The sequence below is a fragment of the Pseudooceanicola nanhaiensis DSM 18065 genome (assembly GCF_000688295.1).
Classification (GTDB): Bacteria; Pseudomonadota; Alphaproteobacteria; order Rhodobacterales; family Rhodobacteraceae; genus Pseudooceanicola; species Pseudooceanicola nanhaiensis.
The window spans coordinates 976,291-989,342 of sequence record NZ_JHZF01000013.1; the positions used below are offsets into that span (position 1 = coordinate 976,291).

The window sequence follows — 13,052 nt, forward strand, 5'->3', positions numbered from 1 at the left end:
ATCCCCCTACATCGAAAAGGAAACGCCATGAGCGAAGCCAAGCAGGGCGATACCGTCCGTATCCATTACACCGGAACCCTCAACGACGGGACCACCTTCGACAGCTCCGAAGGCCGCGATCCGCTGGAATTCACCGTGGGCACCGGCCAGATCATCCCGGGCCTCGAAAAGGCCATTCCGGGCATGAACGTCGGTGAGAAGAAGACCGTGGAGGTGCCCTGCGCCGAAGCCTACGGCGAGCGCGAACCCGGCGCCATGCAGACCGTGCCGCGCGACCAGATCCCCGAGGAGATCGAGGTCAAGCCGGGCCTTCAGCTGCAGGTGCAGACCCCGCAGGGTCAGGTGATGCCGGTGACCGTCGCCGAGGTGAACGAGAGCGAAGTGACGCTCGACGCGAACCACCCGCTGGCCGGCCGCGACCTGACCTTCGACATCGAGCTGGTCGAGATCGCCTGAGCGACCGCCGCTTTCTTGAACCGGGCAAGGGCCGGGCGGGACACCGCCCGGCCCTTTTCAGTGCTGCGTGATCTCGGGCGGAAGGGGCTTCACCGCGAGGTCCTCGTGCAGCGGCACGGTCTGACGCTCGATCAGCCGGTGGACCCGGGGCCGCCCCGGGCCACGGTGCAGGGCCTGCAGCGTCTCGAACCCCTCGAGGTCGGATTTCGTGCGCCGGGCATTGTGGCGGAGATAATCGTTCCAGGTGGCGACGTGGAACCGCTCGCTCCAGAGGTCGGGGTTCTCGAGATCGCGCAACAGGCACCAGTTCCGCGCGCCGTCCCGGATCCGCACCCTCCGGCGGCGGTGGATGGCGGCCAGGAAGGCGTCGGTGTCCTTCTCGTCGATGACGTAGTCGATCATGATCACGATCGGGCCGGACCGCGCCCTCAGATCAAGCCGCAGCTCGGGTTCGGTGAAGGTGTTCAGCGGATCGAGGTCGAGCGCCCCGAATTCGCCGACGCCGAACCAGCGCCCGATGAAGACCCCCAGCGTCAGCAGCGCGCAGGAGATCAGCAGCGCGACCGAAACCGAATGGCTCTCGGCCACGAGGCCCCAGATCCACGACCCGAGCGCCATGCCCCCGAAGGTGGCGGTCTGGTAGAACGACAGCGCGCGGCCGACCACCCAGCGGGGCGTGGACATCTGCACCGACACGTTGAAGAGCGACAGCGCCAGCACCCAGCAGGCCCCGGCGATCATCAGCCCGACTGCGCTGACCGCGATGTGGCGCCCGAGCGCGAGGATGAAGAGCCCGATGGCGAAGCCCAGGAACGAGGCCGCGATGATGCGCTCGTTCGGGTAGCGTTCGCGGACCCGGCCGTTGAGCAGCACGCCGCCGATCGCGCCCAGTCCGAAGAAGCCCAGAAGCAGGCCGTAGGTGAGCGCGGTGCCGTTCAGCATGTCGCGCGCGACCAGCGGCATCAGCGCCAGTGCGGAGGAGGCGGCGAAACCGAACAGGCAGCTGCGCACCAGCACCTTCAGCAGGTGCGGCGACATCGACATGTAGCGCAGCCCCGCCCCGAGCGCCTGCGCCAGCGGCTCGCGCGGGAGACGTTCGGTCTTCTCGGCCGGTTTCCAGAGGAAGAGCGCGGCGATGATCGGGATGTAGCTCAGCGCGTTGAAGGCGAAGGCCGCCGCCGCCCCCGCGAAGGCCACCAGCGCGCCGCCGAAGGCCGGACCGACCGAGCGCATGAGGTTGAAGCCCATGGCGTTCAGCGTCACCGCCGAGGACAGGTTCGTCCGGCTCACGATGTCACCCATCGAGGCCTGCCAGGACGGGTTGTAAAGCGCCATGCCCGAGCCGATGGCGAAGGTGAAACCGAGCAGGCCCCAGGGCCCCAGCACGTCGAGCCAGGCGCAGATCGCGAGGCCGAGGGAGGCCGCCAACATGAAGAGCTGCGCGCTGAGCAGGATGCGCCGGCGGTCGAAACTGTCCGCGAGCGCCCCCGCGATCAGCGAGAAGGCCATGATCGGCAGCGTGTTGGAGGCCTGCACCAGCGCCACCATCTCGGAGCTGCCGGCGAGCGAGGTCATCAGCCAGCCCGCGCCCACCATCTGCACCAGCCCGCCGAGGTTCGAGGTCTGCGAGGCGATCCAGAGCCGGCGGAACGTCTGATTGGCGAACGGAGCGAAGGTGTTGCTCTTGGGTTCTATCGGTCTGCTCCGGATCCTGGCTGGCGCGCGCCGCGCCCTTGTGGCGGGCGTGGCTGCGGGCGGCGGCAGGAAGGGGGCGGAGCCGTCCTGTCCCGCGTCGTCGGAGCATAACGCACCGATTTCGCGGGCAGTTCAAGGGGCGCGATTGCGCCGGGACGGCGGCCCCTGCCGGCAGGCGGGGCCGCGTCGGTCTTGCGGCCGGGTCAGCCGTTGGCGGCGATGAGCTCGGCCTGTTTCACGATCACCTCGGCCTGCTTGATCGAGGCGATGTCGACGAGGCGGCCCTTGTAGACCACCGCGCCGGCGCCGGATTTCTGCGCCTCTTCCATCGCGGCGAGGATCTCTTTCGCCTCGGTCACCTTGTGCTCGGGGGGGGTGAACACCTCGTTGGCGAGCGCGACCTGCTTGGGGTGGATCGCCCATTTCCCGACCATGCCGAGCGTCGCGGAGCGCAGCGCCTGCGCCCGGAAGCCCTCGTCGTCCGAGAAATCGCCGAAGGGGCCGTCGACCGGCAGGACGCCATGGGTCCGGCAGGCGGCGACGATGGCGGCCTGCGCCCAGTGCCAGGGGTCGGACCAGTATTTCTGGCCCGCCTGCAGCATGTAGTAATCCTCCTGCGTGCCGCCGATGCCGGTGGTCTGCATCCCCATGGAGGCCGCGAAATCGGCCGCGCCCAGGCTCATCGCGACGAGGCGGGGGGAGGCGGCGGCGATCTGTTCGACATGGGCGATGCCCGCCGCGCTTTCGATGATGACCTCGAACTTGATCGGCTTCTTGCGGCCCTTGGCGCGTTCGATGGCGGTCACGAGGGCGTCGACGGCGTAGATGTCCTCGGCGCAGCCCACCTTGGGGATCATGATCATGTCGAGCCGGTCGGAGCTCTGCTCCAGCAGATCGACCACGTCGCGGTACCAGTAGGGGGTGTCGAGCCCGTTGATCCGGACCGAGAGGGTCTTCCTGCCCCAGTCGATGTCGCCGATGGCCTCGACGGCGAGCTTGCGGGCGCTCTCCTTGTCGTCGGGCGCAACGGCATCCTCGAGGTCGAGGTTGATCACGTCGGCGGCCGAGGCGGCCATCTTCGGCGGCAGCTTGGTGTTCGAGGCCGGGCCGAAGAGCTGGCAGCGGTTCGGCCGGGCGACGGGCTGGGGCTGGATGCGGAAGGACATGGGTGGAACCTCGCGGCAAGGAAATTACGTTTCGGTCGGAGTCCGGGTTATGAAATTGCGCTCTGTGCTGCAAGGGGATTTCGCGCTTGCAGCAATGGGCTCGGGGCCGGGGCGGATGTCGTGCCTACGGGGCGTGGCGGCCTTTCGGAGCGGCGGCGCTGCATCCTGAGCGCCGTGGCTTCGCGGTGTGGGAACTTCTTCGGCAGATGTGCCGGGATTTCGGACAATCTTGCGCGCCGCGCGGCAGAACGGCACTAAATGCAAAGCAATCCCGGGGCGAATCCTGTTTCCTCCGGCGCAACGAATTCTCCTGACGAGGGCTGACATGATCGAAACGCCGTATCTTCTCTTCCTGGGCGACGCGCCCGATCCGCTGGCCGCCAAGGTGGCGCAGGGCATCCGCGACTGGCGCCCCGACAACGCGGTCGGGCAGTTCCGGATGGAAGGCTGCAAGGCGGACATGAAGCTGCCGGACATGACGCTGGCCGAGGCGAAGGCCGCCGGCGCCAAGACGCTGGTGATCGGCGTGGCGAACCGGGGCGGCGTGATCTCGCAGGCCTGGAAGAAGGTGCTGATCGCGGCTCTGGAAGAGGGCTTCGACCTCGCCTCGGGCCTGCACAACCTGCTGCGCGACGAGCCCGACCTGAAGGCCGTCGCGGAGGCCACGGGCCGCAAGCTGCACGACGTGCGGGTGCCGTCGGTGAAATATCCGATCGCGAATGGCGAGAAGCGGACCGGCAAGCGCTGCCTGGCCGTGGGCACGGATTGCTCGGTCGGCAAGATGTACACCGCGCTGGCGATGGACCGCGAGATGAAGAAGCGGGGGCTCAAGTCCTCGTTCCGCGCGACCGGACAGACCGGGATCCTGATCACCGGCGAGGGCGTGCCCCTGGATGCGGTGATCGCGGATTTCATGGCCGGTTCCATCGAATGGCTGACGCCCGACAACGATGACGATCACTGGGACATGATCGAAGGGCAGGGCAGCCTGTTCCATGTCTCCTATTCCGGCGTCACCATGGCGCTCGTGCATGGCGGCCAGCCGGATGCGCTGATCCTCTGCCACGAGCCGACCCGCGAACACATGCGCGGGCTGCCGGGCTACAAGCTGCCCACGCTCGAGGACCTGCGGGACACCGCGCTCGCCATGGCGCGGGTGGCGAACCCGGCCTGCGAGGTGGTGGGGATCTCGGTCAACACGCAGCACCTTTCGGACGACGAGGCGCGCGCCTATCTCGACGAGGTCGAGGGGCGGATGGGGCTGCCGACGGTCGATCCCTACCGGCACGGCGCCGAACGGCTGGTCGACGCGCTCGAGGCGGTCTGATCCGGCGGAGCGCGGGCCTTGCGGCCCGCGCATGCGATCCATTTTTGCGGACGAGGGGGCTTTGCCCCCTCGAGCTCCCCCAGGATATTTTTGGCAAGAGGAAGAGGCGGACCATTGGAGATATCGGTCAAGGCAGAGACGTTCCGGCTGGCGGAGGTGTTCACCATCTCGCGCGGGTCGCGGACCGAGGCGAAGGTTCTGACCGTGAAGGTCTCGGACGATGGTGTCGTGGGGTGGGGGGAATGCGTGCCCTATGCCCGCTATGACGAGACGCTGGAGAGCGTGACCGAGGAGATCGAGGGGCTGCCGGAGCGCTTCACGCGGGAGGAGCTGCAGGGACTGCTGCCCGGCGGGGCGGCGCGGAACGCGGTGGATTGCGCGCTCTGGGACCTCGAGGCGAAACGCGCGGGCAAGCGGGCGTGGGAGCTGGCCGGGCTGAAGGTGCCGGGGCCGGAGATCACGGCGTTCACGCTCTCGCTCGACACGGCGGAGAAGATGGAGGCGCAGGCGCGCAAGCATGCGCACCGGCCGCTGCTGAAGATCAAGCTCGGGACGCCCGACGACATGGCGCGGCTGGAGGCCGTGCGGCGGGGGGCGCCCGCGTCGAAGATCATCGTCGATGCGAACGAGGGCTGGTCGGCGGAGGTCTATGCCGAGCTCGCGCCGCATCTCGTGCGCCTCGGCGTCGCGCTGGTGGAGCAGCCGCTGCCCGCGGGCGATGACGCGGCGCTGATCGGCATGGACCGCCCGGTGCCCGTCTGCGCCGACGAGAGCTGCCATGACCGCGCCTCGCTGCCGAAGCTGAAGGGCAAGTACGACGTGGTGAACATCAAGCTCGACAAGACCGGCGGGCTGACCGAGGCGCTGGCGCTGCGCGACGCGGCGCTGGCCGAAGGCTACAGGGTCATGGTCGGCTGCATGGTGGGCACCTCGCTCGCCATGGCGCCGGCCGTCCTGGTGGCGCAGGGGGCGATGGTGACCGATCTTGACGGTCCGCTGCTTCTGGCGGAAGACCGCGACGCGCCGCTGCGCTACGACGAACAGGGCGTGTACCCGCCCGAAGCCTCGCTCTGGGGCTGACAGGACATCAGGAGAGACAGATGAGCCGGACCGTATATGTGAACGGGGAGTATCTTCCCGAGGAGGAGGCGAAGGTCTCGATCTTCGACCGCGGCTTCCTGATGGCCGACGGGGTCTACGAGGTGACCTCGGTGCTGGACGGCAAGCTGGTGGATTTCGAAGGCCACGCGAAGCGGCTGGAGCGCTCGCTGGGCGAGCTCGAGATGAAGGCGCCCTGCACCACCGGGGAGCTTCTGGAGATCCACCGGGAGCTCGTCGCGAGGAACGGGATCGAGGAGGGGATGATCTATCTCCAGATCACCCGCGGGTCGCCCGGCGACCGGGATTTCGTCTTCCCGGATCCGGAGACGACGGCGCCGACCATCGTGCTCTTCACCCAGAACAAGCCAGGTCTGGCGGACAACCCGGTGGCGAAGCAGGGCATCAGCGTGATCTCGATCGAGGACATCCGCTGGGGCCGGCGCGACATCAAGACGGTGCAGCTGCTCTACCCCTCGATGGGCAAGATGATGGCCAAGAAGGCCGGTGCGGATGACGCCTGGCTGGTCGAGGACGGGAAGGTCACCGAGGGCACCTCGAACAACGCCTATATCGTGAAGGGTGGCAAGATCATCACCCGCGCGCTGTCGAACGACATCCTGCACGGGATCACCCGGGCGGCGGTGCTGCGTTTCGCGCGGGAGGCGCAGATGGAGGTCGAAGAGCGATCCTTCTCCATCGAGGAGGCGCAGGGGGCGGACGAGGCCTTCTTCACCTCGGCTTCGGCCTTCGTCATGCCGGTGGTGAAGATCGACGGCGCCGAGGTCGGCACCGGCAAGCCGGGGCCGGTGGCGGCGCGGCTGCGGGAGATTTACCTCGACGAGAGCCGGAAGACGGCCATCTGACACGACTGGATTTGTGCGGTTGTGCACAGGTCCTGTTTTGCGGGCCGTGATGCGCATATGTGGGGTCCGGCCTCGGGGTCGGATGCTACATATTGCGTTTTCGGGTTGAGTTTTATCACCCGAATGTGAGCGGGGCATTTGCCGTGCGCGCGGCGTAAATCCTACAAGCGGCTGATTTTATTTGATGAATCGCAATTCCCGCGCCGCGGCGCGGCATGCGGCCCGATTGCGGAACCTGCGCATCCGCACAGGCATTGTCTTCCCGAACGCCGGCAGTGTCGGCAACACCGGAACAGGAGTTACATCATGAAACGCATCATCACCACGTCCGCCCTTGCCCTCGCACTCGCCGGGCCGGCCCTCGCCGCGACGGAATACACCAACAACGGCGTCGTCCCGCCGCGTGAATACCAGCAGGACGTCGTCGGCCAGACGATCGAGCCCGATGCCCGCACAGTGGTGAAGACCGACCGTGTCTTCGACCCGAAGGCAGCGGCCGTGATCGATCAGGAAAACGTCAACCAGTACATCTTCAATGACGACGGCCAGCGCGTCGAGGCTGGCGGCAACTACAAGATGGAAGATGCCCGCTACCGGTAATCCCGGATCCTGGCAGGCCTTGCGCCCTCTCCCCGGCCGGGGAGAGGGCGTTTTCATGTCCGGCAGGGGTGGGCAGGGATGAGGCCGGGCCCTAGATGGAGTGCAGGGCGCACAGCGCCGATGGAGGAGATCCCGGATGCATCGCATGGCGATCCTTATGTGCCTTCTGGCCGCCCCCGCGGCCGCCGGAAGCGAGAATGCCGAAGCGCCGCAGGTGCCCGAGCGCGAGGCCGAGCTGGGTATCGTCGGCAAGGTGATCGGCGCGGACCGGCGGGAGCGGGTTCCCACGCTTCAGGTCTATGACCCGTTCGAGGCGGCGCTGATCGGACAGCGATACGTGAACCAGTACGTGTTCGAGAACGACGCCGAGGCCGCGGCCCGCAAGGCCGATCCGCGCGACTATCGGTAAGCCTGCCGGCTGTGAGGTTGACGACGCCGCCGGATGACGCGCGGCGGTCCGGCGGCGCCTTGGGCGCGACGGTCCAGCGGGCGGGAGACCCGGATCCGTCGCCCCTGCGCCCGGTCCGGGGCCGGTCAGGTCCGGCGCCCGGTGGGCTTTCCCCTTCAGGCTTCGGGCGCCTGCCGGACGAGGCAGGACGACGTGCCGAGGGCGAGGATCCGGCCCTGCGCGTCCACCGCGCGCCCCTCTGACGTGCCGACCTGCCGTCCGCGGGTCTGGATGCGGGCGGTCACCGTGACTTCGCCCGTCGCGGGCGTGATGGGCTTCACGAACTTCACGTCCGTATCCAGCGACACGTAGGTCTCGCCCGGTGCCAGCGTCGTATGCACGGCGCAGCCCAGGGCGCTGTCGAGCAGGGTCATCACCCAGCCCCCGTGCACGAGGCCCATCGGGTTCAGCATGTCGCCGGACGGGGTGCCGCGGAACTCGGCCCAGCCATCTCCGGCCTCTGTCAGGATGAAATCAAGCGCCCGGCAGATCGTCGGAGCCGGGAGCTCGCCGCGCAGCATCGCCTGCAGCTGCTCCAGTCCCGTGAGCGTTGCGATCTGGTCGGGACGGGCGAGGCCGTAGCTGACCGCGTCTGTGGACGGCGCGTCCTTCATGGGATACCCTCAAATTGCATGTCTATGCAAGTAATGTCCATGCATATGCATCGAGTCAAGGGCAAAACGGGAGGAGGCCGTCATGGCCGAGGGATTGAAGGACGACATCGCGGTCACGCCCGCCTTCGAGGAGCTGATGTCGGGCGCGTGCTATTGTCTCGCGCTGCGACGGGCGTCCCGGCGGATGATCCGGCTCTACGACAAGGTGCTGGAGGAACACGGGCTGACGATTGCGCAGTTCTCTCTCCTGCCGTGGATCCATGCGATGAAGCGGCCGACGGTGCAGCGGCTCGCCGAGAAGGCGCAGATGGACCAGTCGACGCTGTCGCGCGGGCTCGCGCTCTTGGAGCGGGACGGGTTCGTCACCTCCGACGTCGATCCGGAGGACAGGCGCAAGCGGATCCTGCGACTCACGGACGAGGGCCGGCGCCGCATGGTGGCGGCCGCCGAGGCCTGGAAACAGGCGCAGGACGAGGTCGCGACGGCGATGGAGGGCGTCTCGATGGCCGATCTCATGCGTGACGTGGGACGTCTGGGAGAGTGACACCCGCGATTGCCGCAACGGAGCCCTGCAGCGGCTGCAATCCTGCTATCCGGATTCCGTAAACAGACGACCTGTGCGCAGATGCGCAGAAGCCTTGAAAAAATAACTGAACTGACCTGTTTAGTTACAAAAACGACGCTTTACGAGTCGAAAGCGACGATTTTGGCGGGCGATGTCACGGCGGCGTGATTTTCGCCCAAAACTTCGTCAAAGTGCGAAAAACACGCCAAGCATTTGATAAATAGCAATTATTCTGTCAAGTTTCACGCGAGTAACCTTGTCATACTGCTGTTACCTTGCTGTGCATGCCCGATCTTGAAGCTTCCGACAAAAAGGCACAGATCACCGTCATCGGAGGCGATACACCGCCCCCGCACAGCAAAAGGAAGACAGAAATGAAACTCGCAACCTTCGCGACCAGCGCTCTCGCAACCGTCCTCGTCGCGGGCTCCGCATTCGCCTACAGCCCCTCCGACGAACGCGCCAACGTCCCGACCCGTGACTACGAACTGGGCTACGTGACCGCACAGCCGACCGATGGTCAGAAGACCACCGTCAAGACCTCGGACGTGTACGATTCCCGCGATGCCGCGCTGATCGGCGAGGAAACCGTGAACGAATACGTGTTCACCTCGGACAACCGCGACAACGACGACACCGCCTTCGGCAACCGCTACCGCTGATCGGATGCCGTGGCTTCGTGACCTGACCGGTACCCTTCCCCGGGTGCCCCTGGTGCTGGCGGTGGGGCTCAGCCTCTCCGCCGGCGCTGCCGGAGCCTATATCGGCCCGGACGAGGTCTCGCCGCCCTATGGCTGGGGCCTGAGCGAGCTGAGCCAGCCGCGCAATCCCATGCCGTCACCCATCGACGACGGGCACAGCGTGAACCCGGACACGGCAGATGCCGCGACCGGCACGACCCCCGCTTCCGGGACGCAGGACTGACACCTGCGCCCCGGAGCCGTCAGCCCGCCTGACGCCTCATCTGCACCGCCGGGAACCAGACCCCGGGCGCGATGCGGATATCGATCCTCCCCCCGATCTCGAACCCGAGCGAGCTGTAGAAGGGCTGCGCCGTGAGCGTGCTCTGACAATGCAGGCGCCGGATTCCGGCCGCCTCGGCAGAGGCGAGCACCTCGGCCATCAGGCGGCGTCCCAGCCCCCTCCGGACGCAGTCCGGATCGGTGGCGACGTGGCGCACGTGGCCCTCGCTCCGCCGCCCGACGGACCCATGGGGCGAGGTGTCGGTCCAGCCGCCCGCGGCCAGCGGACGCCCGTCCTGATCGATCGCGACGAAATAGGTCCCGCAGCGCATCAGCCGCGGGTTGGCCCGTGCCAGGTGGGGCAGGGCGTCGCGCAGCACGTCGGGCTCGTAATCGGCGGCGAGGAGGGCGCGGTAGGACCGTGCGAGCATGGTGGAGACCCTCTCGAGGTCTCCGGGCACGGCGGGTCTTATCGTTATCGTCTGGCACATCGGGATGGCTCCTGGGTCCCGTGGGGGAGGGGAGCGCAACCCTGAAACGACAAGAGCCGCGCTCTGGCGGCGCGGCTCTGCATCTTCTTCGAGTTGGGGGCGATCTTACTTGATCTTGCCTTCCTTGTACTCGACGTGCTTCCGCGCGACGGGATCGTACTTACGTACGGTCATCTTCTCGGTCATCGTGCGTGCGTTCTTCTTGGTCACGTAGAAGTGGCCCGTGCCCGCGCTCGAGTTCAGGCGGATCTTGATGGTGGTCGGCTTCGCCATTTTCGTGTCTCCTGCGGCGGAACGGGTCGTGGTTCCGCGAAATCTCTTGAACTGCGCCTTTTACCCAAGCCCGGGGATGAGTCAACCGCTATCCGCCGAAAAAGCGCGTGCGGCCGGACTCAGCCGAAGGGCAGCCCCTTGGCGACCCCCGTCAGGCTGGTCGAGGTCAGGTGTCCGCGCTCGATCGCGATGCGGATCGCCTCGGCATTGGTGGCGGCGCCGAGCACCTTGCGGGCGCCCTTCAGCCGGTTGACCACCGCGGTGCGGGAGAGGTCCAGCTCTGCGCAGATCTGCTCGTAGGTGAGGCCTGCCTCGAGCAGCTGCAGCACCTCCTGCTGGTGGCTCTTGAGGCCGGGCAGCCGCTCCACCCGGGCGTGGATGCGGGTCACCACGTCGAGGATCGCGGCGATCTCGGCATCGGTGAATTCCCGGTCCCGCCGGGCGCAACTGCCCAGGCTGCGCGATTCGATCGGGCCGGTGCTGCAGGTGACGCCGAAGCGGTATCCATATCCGGCCGCCTCGCAAAGGACGCCAAGCGGATCGGGAATGTCGATCTCGGACCAGCGGGTCGCGCCGGTGTGGAGCAGCGACCAGATCATCGTCGGATCGGCAAGGATGAACTTGCGTTTGGAGTAATGGAGCGACCAGACGTCCTCATAGGTCGAGCGGACCAGAACGGGCCTGGAATAACGCAAATGGAAGCCGAAATTGTATCCGCCGCCGCAAAGCGAATGCAATTCCCTGAAGAGGTCATCGGTTTCGTGCATGACGTTTCGCCGTTCCTGCGATCATGCAATGGCAGCAGAAAATATCGTTAACCACAACCCGTGACGTAACGATCCGATTCCCGGCAACCCTGGGACGACTCATCCCTCGGCAATTGCAAAGGGCGAAGGTGGTGCCGTTTTTTGCAGCGCCCTAGCACTATGGGTCTAAGTCTGGGCAGACATCGTGTCCAATGCGGCACGCTAAACGTGTGTTGGGTCGGCGCCTGCACGCAAGAGAACTTCGTTCCGCGGCGATGCACTATTCTATTTCAGGCGATGCGGGGTCGCGCTGAAATTGAGGCCATGTCTGAATTCTGAAGGAGTTTCGCGTTGAAGGCGAATGACGACCCGCACGACCGGCATCTGATCAGGGCAAGGAACGGCAAGAGCCTGGGGCTGGCATTCTTACTGACGCTCGTCTTCGGCCCGGTCGGTCTGTTCTATTCTTCCATCGTCGGCGGCATTTTCATGGTGACGATCGCCATCATCATCGCGCTGGTCACCATGAGCTGGGGAGTCCTGCTGACCTGGCCGCTCAGTATCGTCTGGGGCGTCGTGGCGACCATCGCCCACGAACGGACCTGACCCGGCCTCAGCCGTCGGTGTCGATCCAGATCGTCACCGGGCCGTCGTTGATCAGCGATACCTTCATGTCCGCGCCGAAGCGCCCCGTCTCGACCGCGGGGCCGAGCGCCGCGAGGCTGGCGGCGAAGGCGGTGTAGAGCCGTTCGGCCTCGGCCGGGGCGGCGGCGCCGGAGAAGCCGGGGCGATTGCCGCGGCTGGTATCGGCGGCGAGGGTGAACTGGCTGACGACAAGCGCGCTGCCGCCGGTATCGACGAGCGCGCGGTTCATCTTGCCTGCCTCGTCCTCGAAGATCCGCATCTTCGAGATCTTCGCGGCCAGTTTCTCTCCGGTCGCCGTGTCATCGCCGGGCATGGCGCAGACCAGGATCAGAAGGCCCGGGCCGCACTGGCCGATCACCTCTCCGTCCACCCGCACCGCGGCCTCGGACACACGCTGGATCAGGGCCCGCATCCGTCAGCCCCGCATGTCGAGGATTTCGGAGAGCGGCGCGCGCTCGGTCCGGAAGGCGTTGGCGGGGTGGTCGCGGTCCTCGTATCCGAAGCTGAGCGCACAGAGGATCATGCGGTCCTCGGGCACGCCGAAATGGTCGCGCAGCAGCGGGGCATGGGCCGCGATGGCCGCCTGCGGCACGCAGCCCAGCCCGAGCGCCTCGGCCGCGAGGCAGAAGGCGAGGATGAAGCCGCCGCAATCCATCGCGCCGTAGGGGCCAAGCTCGGTCCCGGAGGTCAGGATCGCGGTGTGCGGCGCGCCGAAGAAGCGGAAGTTCTCCATCGCCTGCCGGGCCGAGCCCTCCCGGTCGCCCTTGGTCACCCCGACCGCGTCATAGAGCTGCCAGCCGCAGGTGCGGCGGCGGTCGCGGTGCTGGCCGGTGTAGCCTGTGGGGAAGGTCATGTCCGGGTGCCCGCCCTCGGTCGAGGTGGGGTTGGCAAGCAGCTTCGCGCGCAGCGCCTCGGTCTCGGCCGGGCGGGTCACGATCACCTGCCAGGGCTGGGAGTTGCACCAGGACGGGGCACGCCCCGCGGTGGCGACGAGTGTCTCTATGATGTCGTCCGGCACCGGCGTGTCGGTGAAGGCGCGGCAGGAATGGCGCGATTTCAGAAGCCCGTCGAGGGCGGCAAGGTCGGTCGTGTCTGTCATC

General features: G+C 66.9%; 18 protein-coding genes. 10 read left to right on the forward strand and 8 right to left on the reverse strand.

The window, feature by feature from the left end; genetic code table 11:
• Nucleotides 1-27 precede the first annotated feature (27 nt).
• On the forward strand, nt 28-456 hold the full coding sequence (locus Q344_RS0114780; RefSeq protein ID WP_028287423.1) for an FKBP-type peptidyl-prolyl cis-trans isomerase: 429 nt from the start codon (nt 28-30) through the stop codon (nt 454-456).
• A gap of 57 nt (nt 457-513) precedes the next feature.
• On the opposite strand, the gene Q344_RS0114785 is transcribed toward Q344_RS0114780, so the two are convergent.
• Together Q344_RS0114785 and Q344_RS0114790 are read right to left on the reverse strand one after the other, a co-directional pair.
• Entirely contained in the window at nt 514-2,151 is a 1,638-nt protein-coding gene (locus tag Q344_RS0114785; RefSeq protein ID WP_028287424.1) for an MFS transporter, read from the reverse strand.
• A 203-nt stretch (nt 2,152-2,354) separates the two neighbouring features.
• On the reverse strand, nt 2,355-3,317 hold the full coding sequence (locus tag Q344_RS0114790) for an L-malyl-CoA/beta-methylmalyl-CoA lyase (protein WP_028287425.1): 963 nt from the start codon (nt 3,315-3,317) through the stop codon (nt 2,355-2,357).
• 325 nt (nt 3,318-3,642) lie between these two features.
• Between Q344_RS0114790 and dgcN the strand changes: the two genes are divergently transcribed.
• The 5 genes from dgcN to Q344_RS0114815 all read left to right on the forward strand — a co-directional run bounded on the left by dgcN (nt 3,643) and on the right by Q344_RS0114815 (nt 7,617).
• Nucleotides 3,643-4,644 carry an N-acetyltransferase DgcN gene (dgcN, locus tag Q344_RS0114795; protein WP_028287426.1) on the forward strand — a complete coding sequence of 334 codons (1,002 nt, stop codon included), beginning with the start codon at nt 3,643-3,645 and terminating at the stop codon, nt 4,642-4,644.
• A 114-nt stretch (nt 4,645-4,758) separates the two neighbouring features.
• Entirely contained in the window at nt 4,759-5,724 is a 966-nt protein-coding gene (gene dgcA, locus Q344_RS0114800) for an N-acetyl-D-Glu racemase DgcA (protein ID WP_028287427.1), read from the forward strand.
• A gap of 20 nt (nt 5,725-5,744) precedes the next feature.
• Entirely contained in the window at nt 5,745-6,608 is an 864-nt protein-coding gene (locus Q344_RS0114805) for a D-amino-acid transaminase (protein WP_028287428.1), read from the forward strand.
• 306 nt (nt 6,609-6,914) lie between these two features.
• Nucleotides 6,915-7,208: a hypothetical protein gene (locus tag Q344_RS0114810; RefSeq protein ID WP_028287429.1), complete on the forward strand. Its 294-nt coding sequence runs from the start codon at nt 6,915-6,917 to the stop codon at nt 7,206-7,208.
• Between the two features lie 145 nt (nt 7,209-7,353).
• Nucleotides 7,354-7,617, forward strand: a complete 264-nt coding sequence (locus tag Q344_RS0114815; protein ID WP_156954712.1) for a hypothetical protein — start codon at nt 7,354-7,356, stop codon at nt 7,615-7,617.
• A gap of 155 nt (nt 7,618-7,772) precedes the next feature.
• On the opposite strand, the gene Q344_RS24065 is transcribed toward Q344_RS0114815, so the two are convergent.
• Entirely contained in the window at nt 7,773-8,270 is a 498-nt protein-coding gene (locus Q344_RS24065) for a PaaI family thioesterase (RefSeq protein WP_036539272.1), read from the reverse strand.
• Nucleotides 8,271-8,352: 82 nt separating this feature from the next.
• Between Q344_RS24065 and Q344_RS24070 the strand changes: the two genes are divergently transcribed.
• From Q344_RS24070 to Q344_RS0114835, 3 genes are all read left to right on the forward strand, one after another.
• Nucleotides 8,353-8,814, forward strand: coding sequence for a MarR family winged helix-turn-helix transcriptional regulator (locus tag Q344_RS24070; protein WP_051630652.1), 462 nt, complete (start codon nt 8,353-8,355; stop codon nt 8,812-8,814).
• A gap of 395 nt (nt 8,815-9,209) precedes the next feature.
• Nucleotides 9,210-9,497, forward strand: a complete 288-nt coding sequence (locus Q344_RS0114830) for a hypothetical protein (RefSeq protein WP_028287431.1) — start codon at nt 9,210-9,212, stop codon at nt 9,495-9,497.
• Between the two features lie 4 nt (nt 9,498-9,501).
• Nucleotides 9,502-9,759 carry a hypothetical protein gene (locus tag Q344_RS0114835; protein WP_156954713.1) on the forward strand — a complete coding sequence of 86 codons (258 nt, stop codon included), beginning with the start codon at nt 9,502-9,504 and terminating at the stop codon, nt 9,757-9,759.
• Nucleotides 9,760-9,778: 19 nt separating this feature from the next.
• On the opposite strand, the gene Q344_RS0114840 is transcribed toward Q344_RS0114835, so the two are convergent.
• From Q344_RS0114840 to Q344_RS24075, 3 genes are all read right to left on the reverse strand, one after another.
• Nucleotides 9,779-10,288 carry a GNAT family N-acetyltransferase gene (locus Q344_RS0114840; RefSeq protein WP_028287433.1) on the reverse strand — a complete coding sequence of 170 codons (510 nt, stop codon included), beginning with the start codon at nt 10,286-10,288 and terminating at the stop codon, nt 9,779-9,781.
• A gap of 105 nt (nt 10,289-10,393) precedes the next feature.
• Nucleotides 10,394-10,561: a 50S ribosomal protein L33 gene (rpmG, locus tag Q344_RS0114845; protein WP_008885060.1), complete on the reverse strand. Its 168-nt coding sequence runs from the start codon at nt 10,559-10,561 to the stop codon at nt 10,394-10,396.
• Nucleotides 10,562-10,680: 119 nt separating this feature from the next.
• The gene (locus Q344_RS24075) at nt 10,681-11,328 is read right to left on the reverse strand and encodes a helix-turn-helix transcriptional regulator (protein ID WP_051630654.1); all 648 of its coding nucleotides are present in this window, start codon (nt 11,326-11,328) and stop codon (nt 10,681-10,683) included.
• 330 nt (nt 11,329-11,658) lie between these two features.
• Between Q344_RS24075 and Q344_RS0114855 the strand changes: the two genes are divergently transcribed.
• Nucleotides 11,659-11,913 (forward strand): hypothetical protein, encoded by a 255-nt coding sequence (locus Q344_RS0114855; protein ID WP_028287434.1) that lies wholly within the window; start codon nt 11,659-11,661, stop codon nt 11,911-11,913.
• A gap of 7 nt (nt 11,914-11,920) precedes the next feature.
• On the opposite strand, the gene dtd is transcribed toward Q344_RS0114855, so the two are convergent.
• Both dtd and Q344_RS0114865 read right to left on the reverse strand, forming a co-directional pair.
• A complete protein-coding gene (gene dtd, locus Q344_RS0114860) occupies nt 11,921-12,364 on the reverse strand; it encodes a D-aminoacyl-tRNA deacylase (RefSeq protein WP_028287435.1) in 444 nt (147 codons plus the stop codon).
• A gap of 3 nt (nt 12,365-12,367) precedes the next feature.
• Entirely contained in the window at nt 12,368-13,051 is a 684-nt protein-coding gene (locus Q344_RS0114865) for a nitroreductase (RefSeq protein ID WP_028287436.1), read from the reverse strand.
• Nucleotide 13,052: the final 1 nt, after the last annotated feature.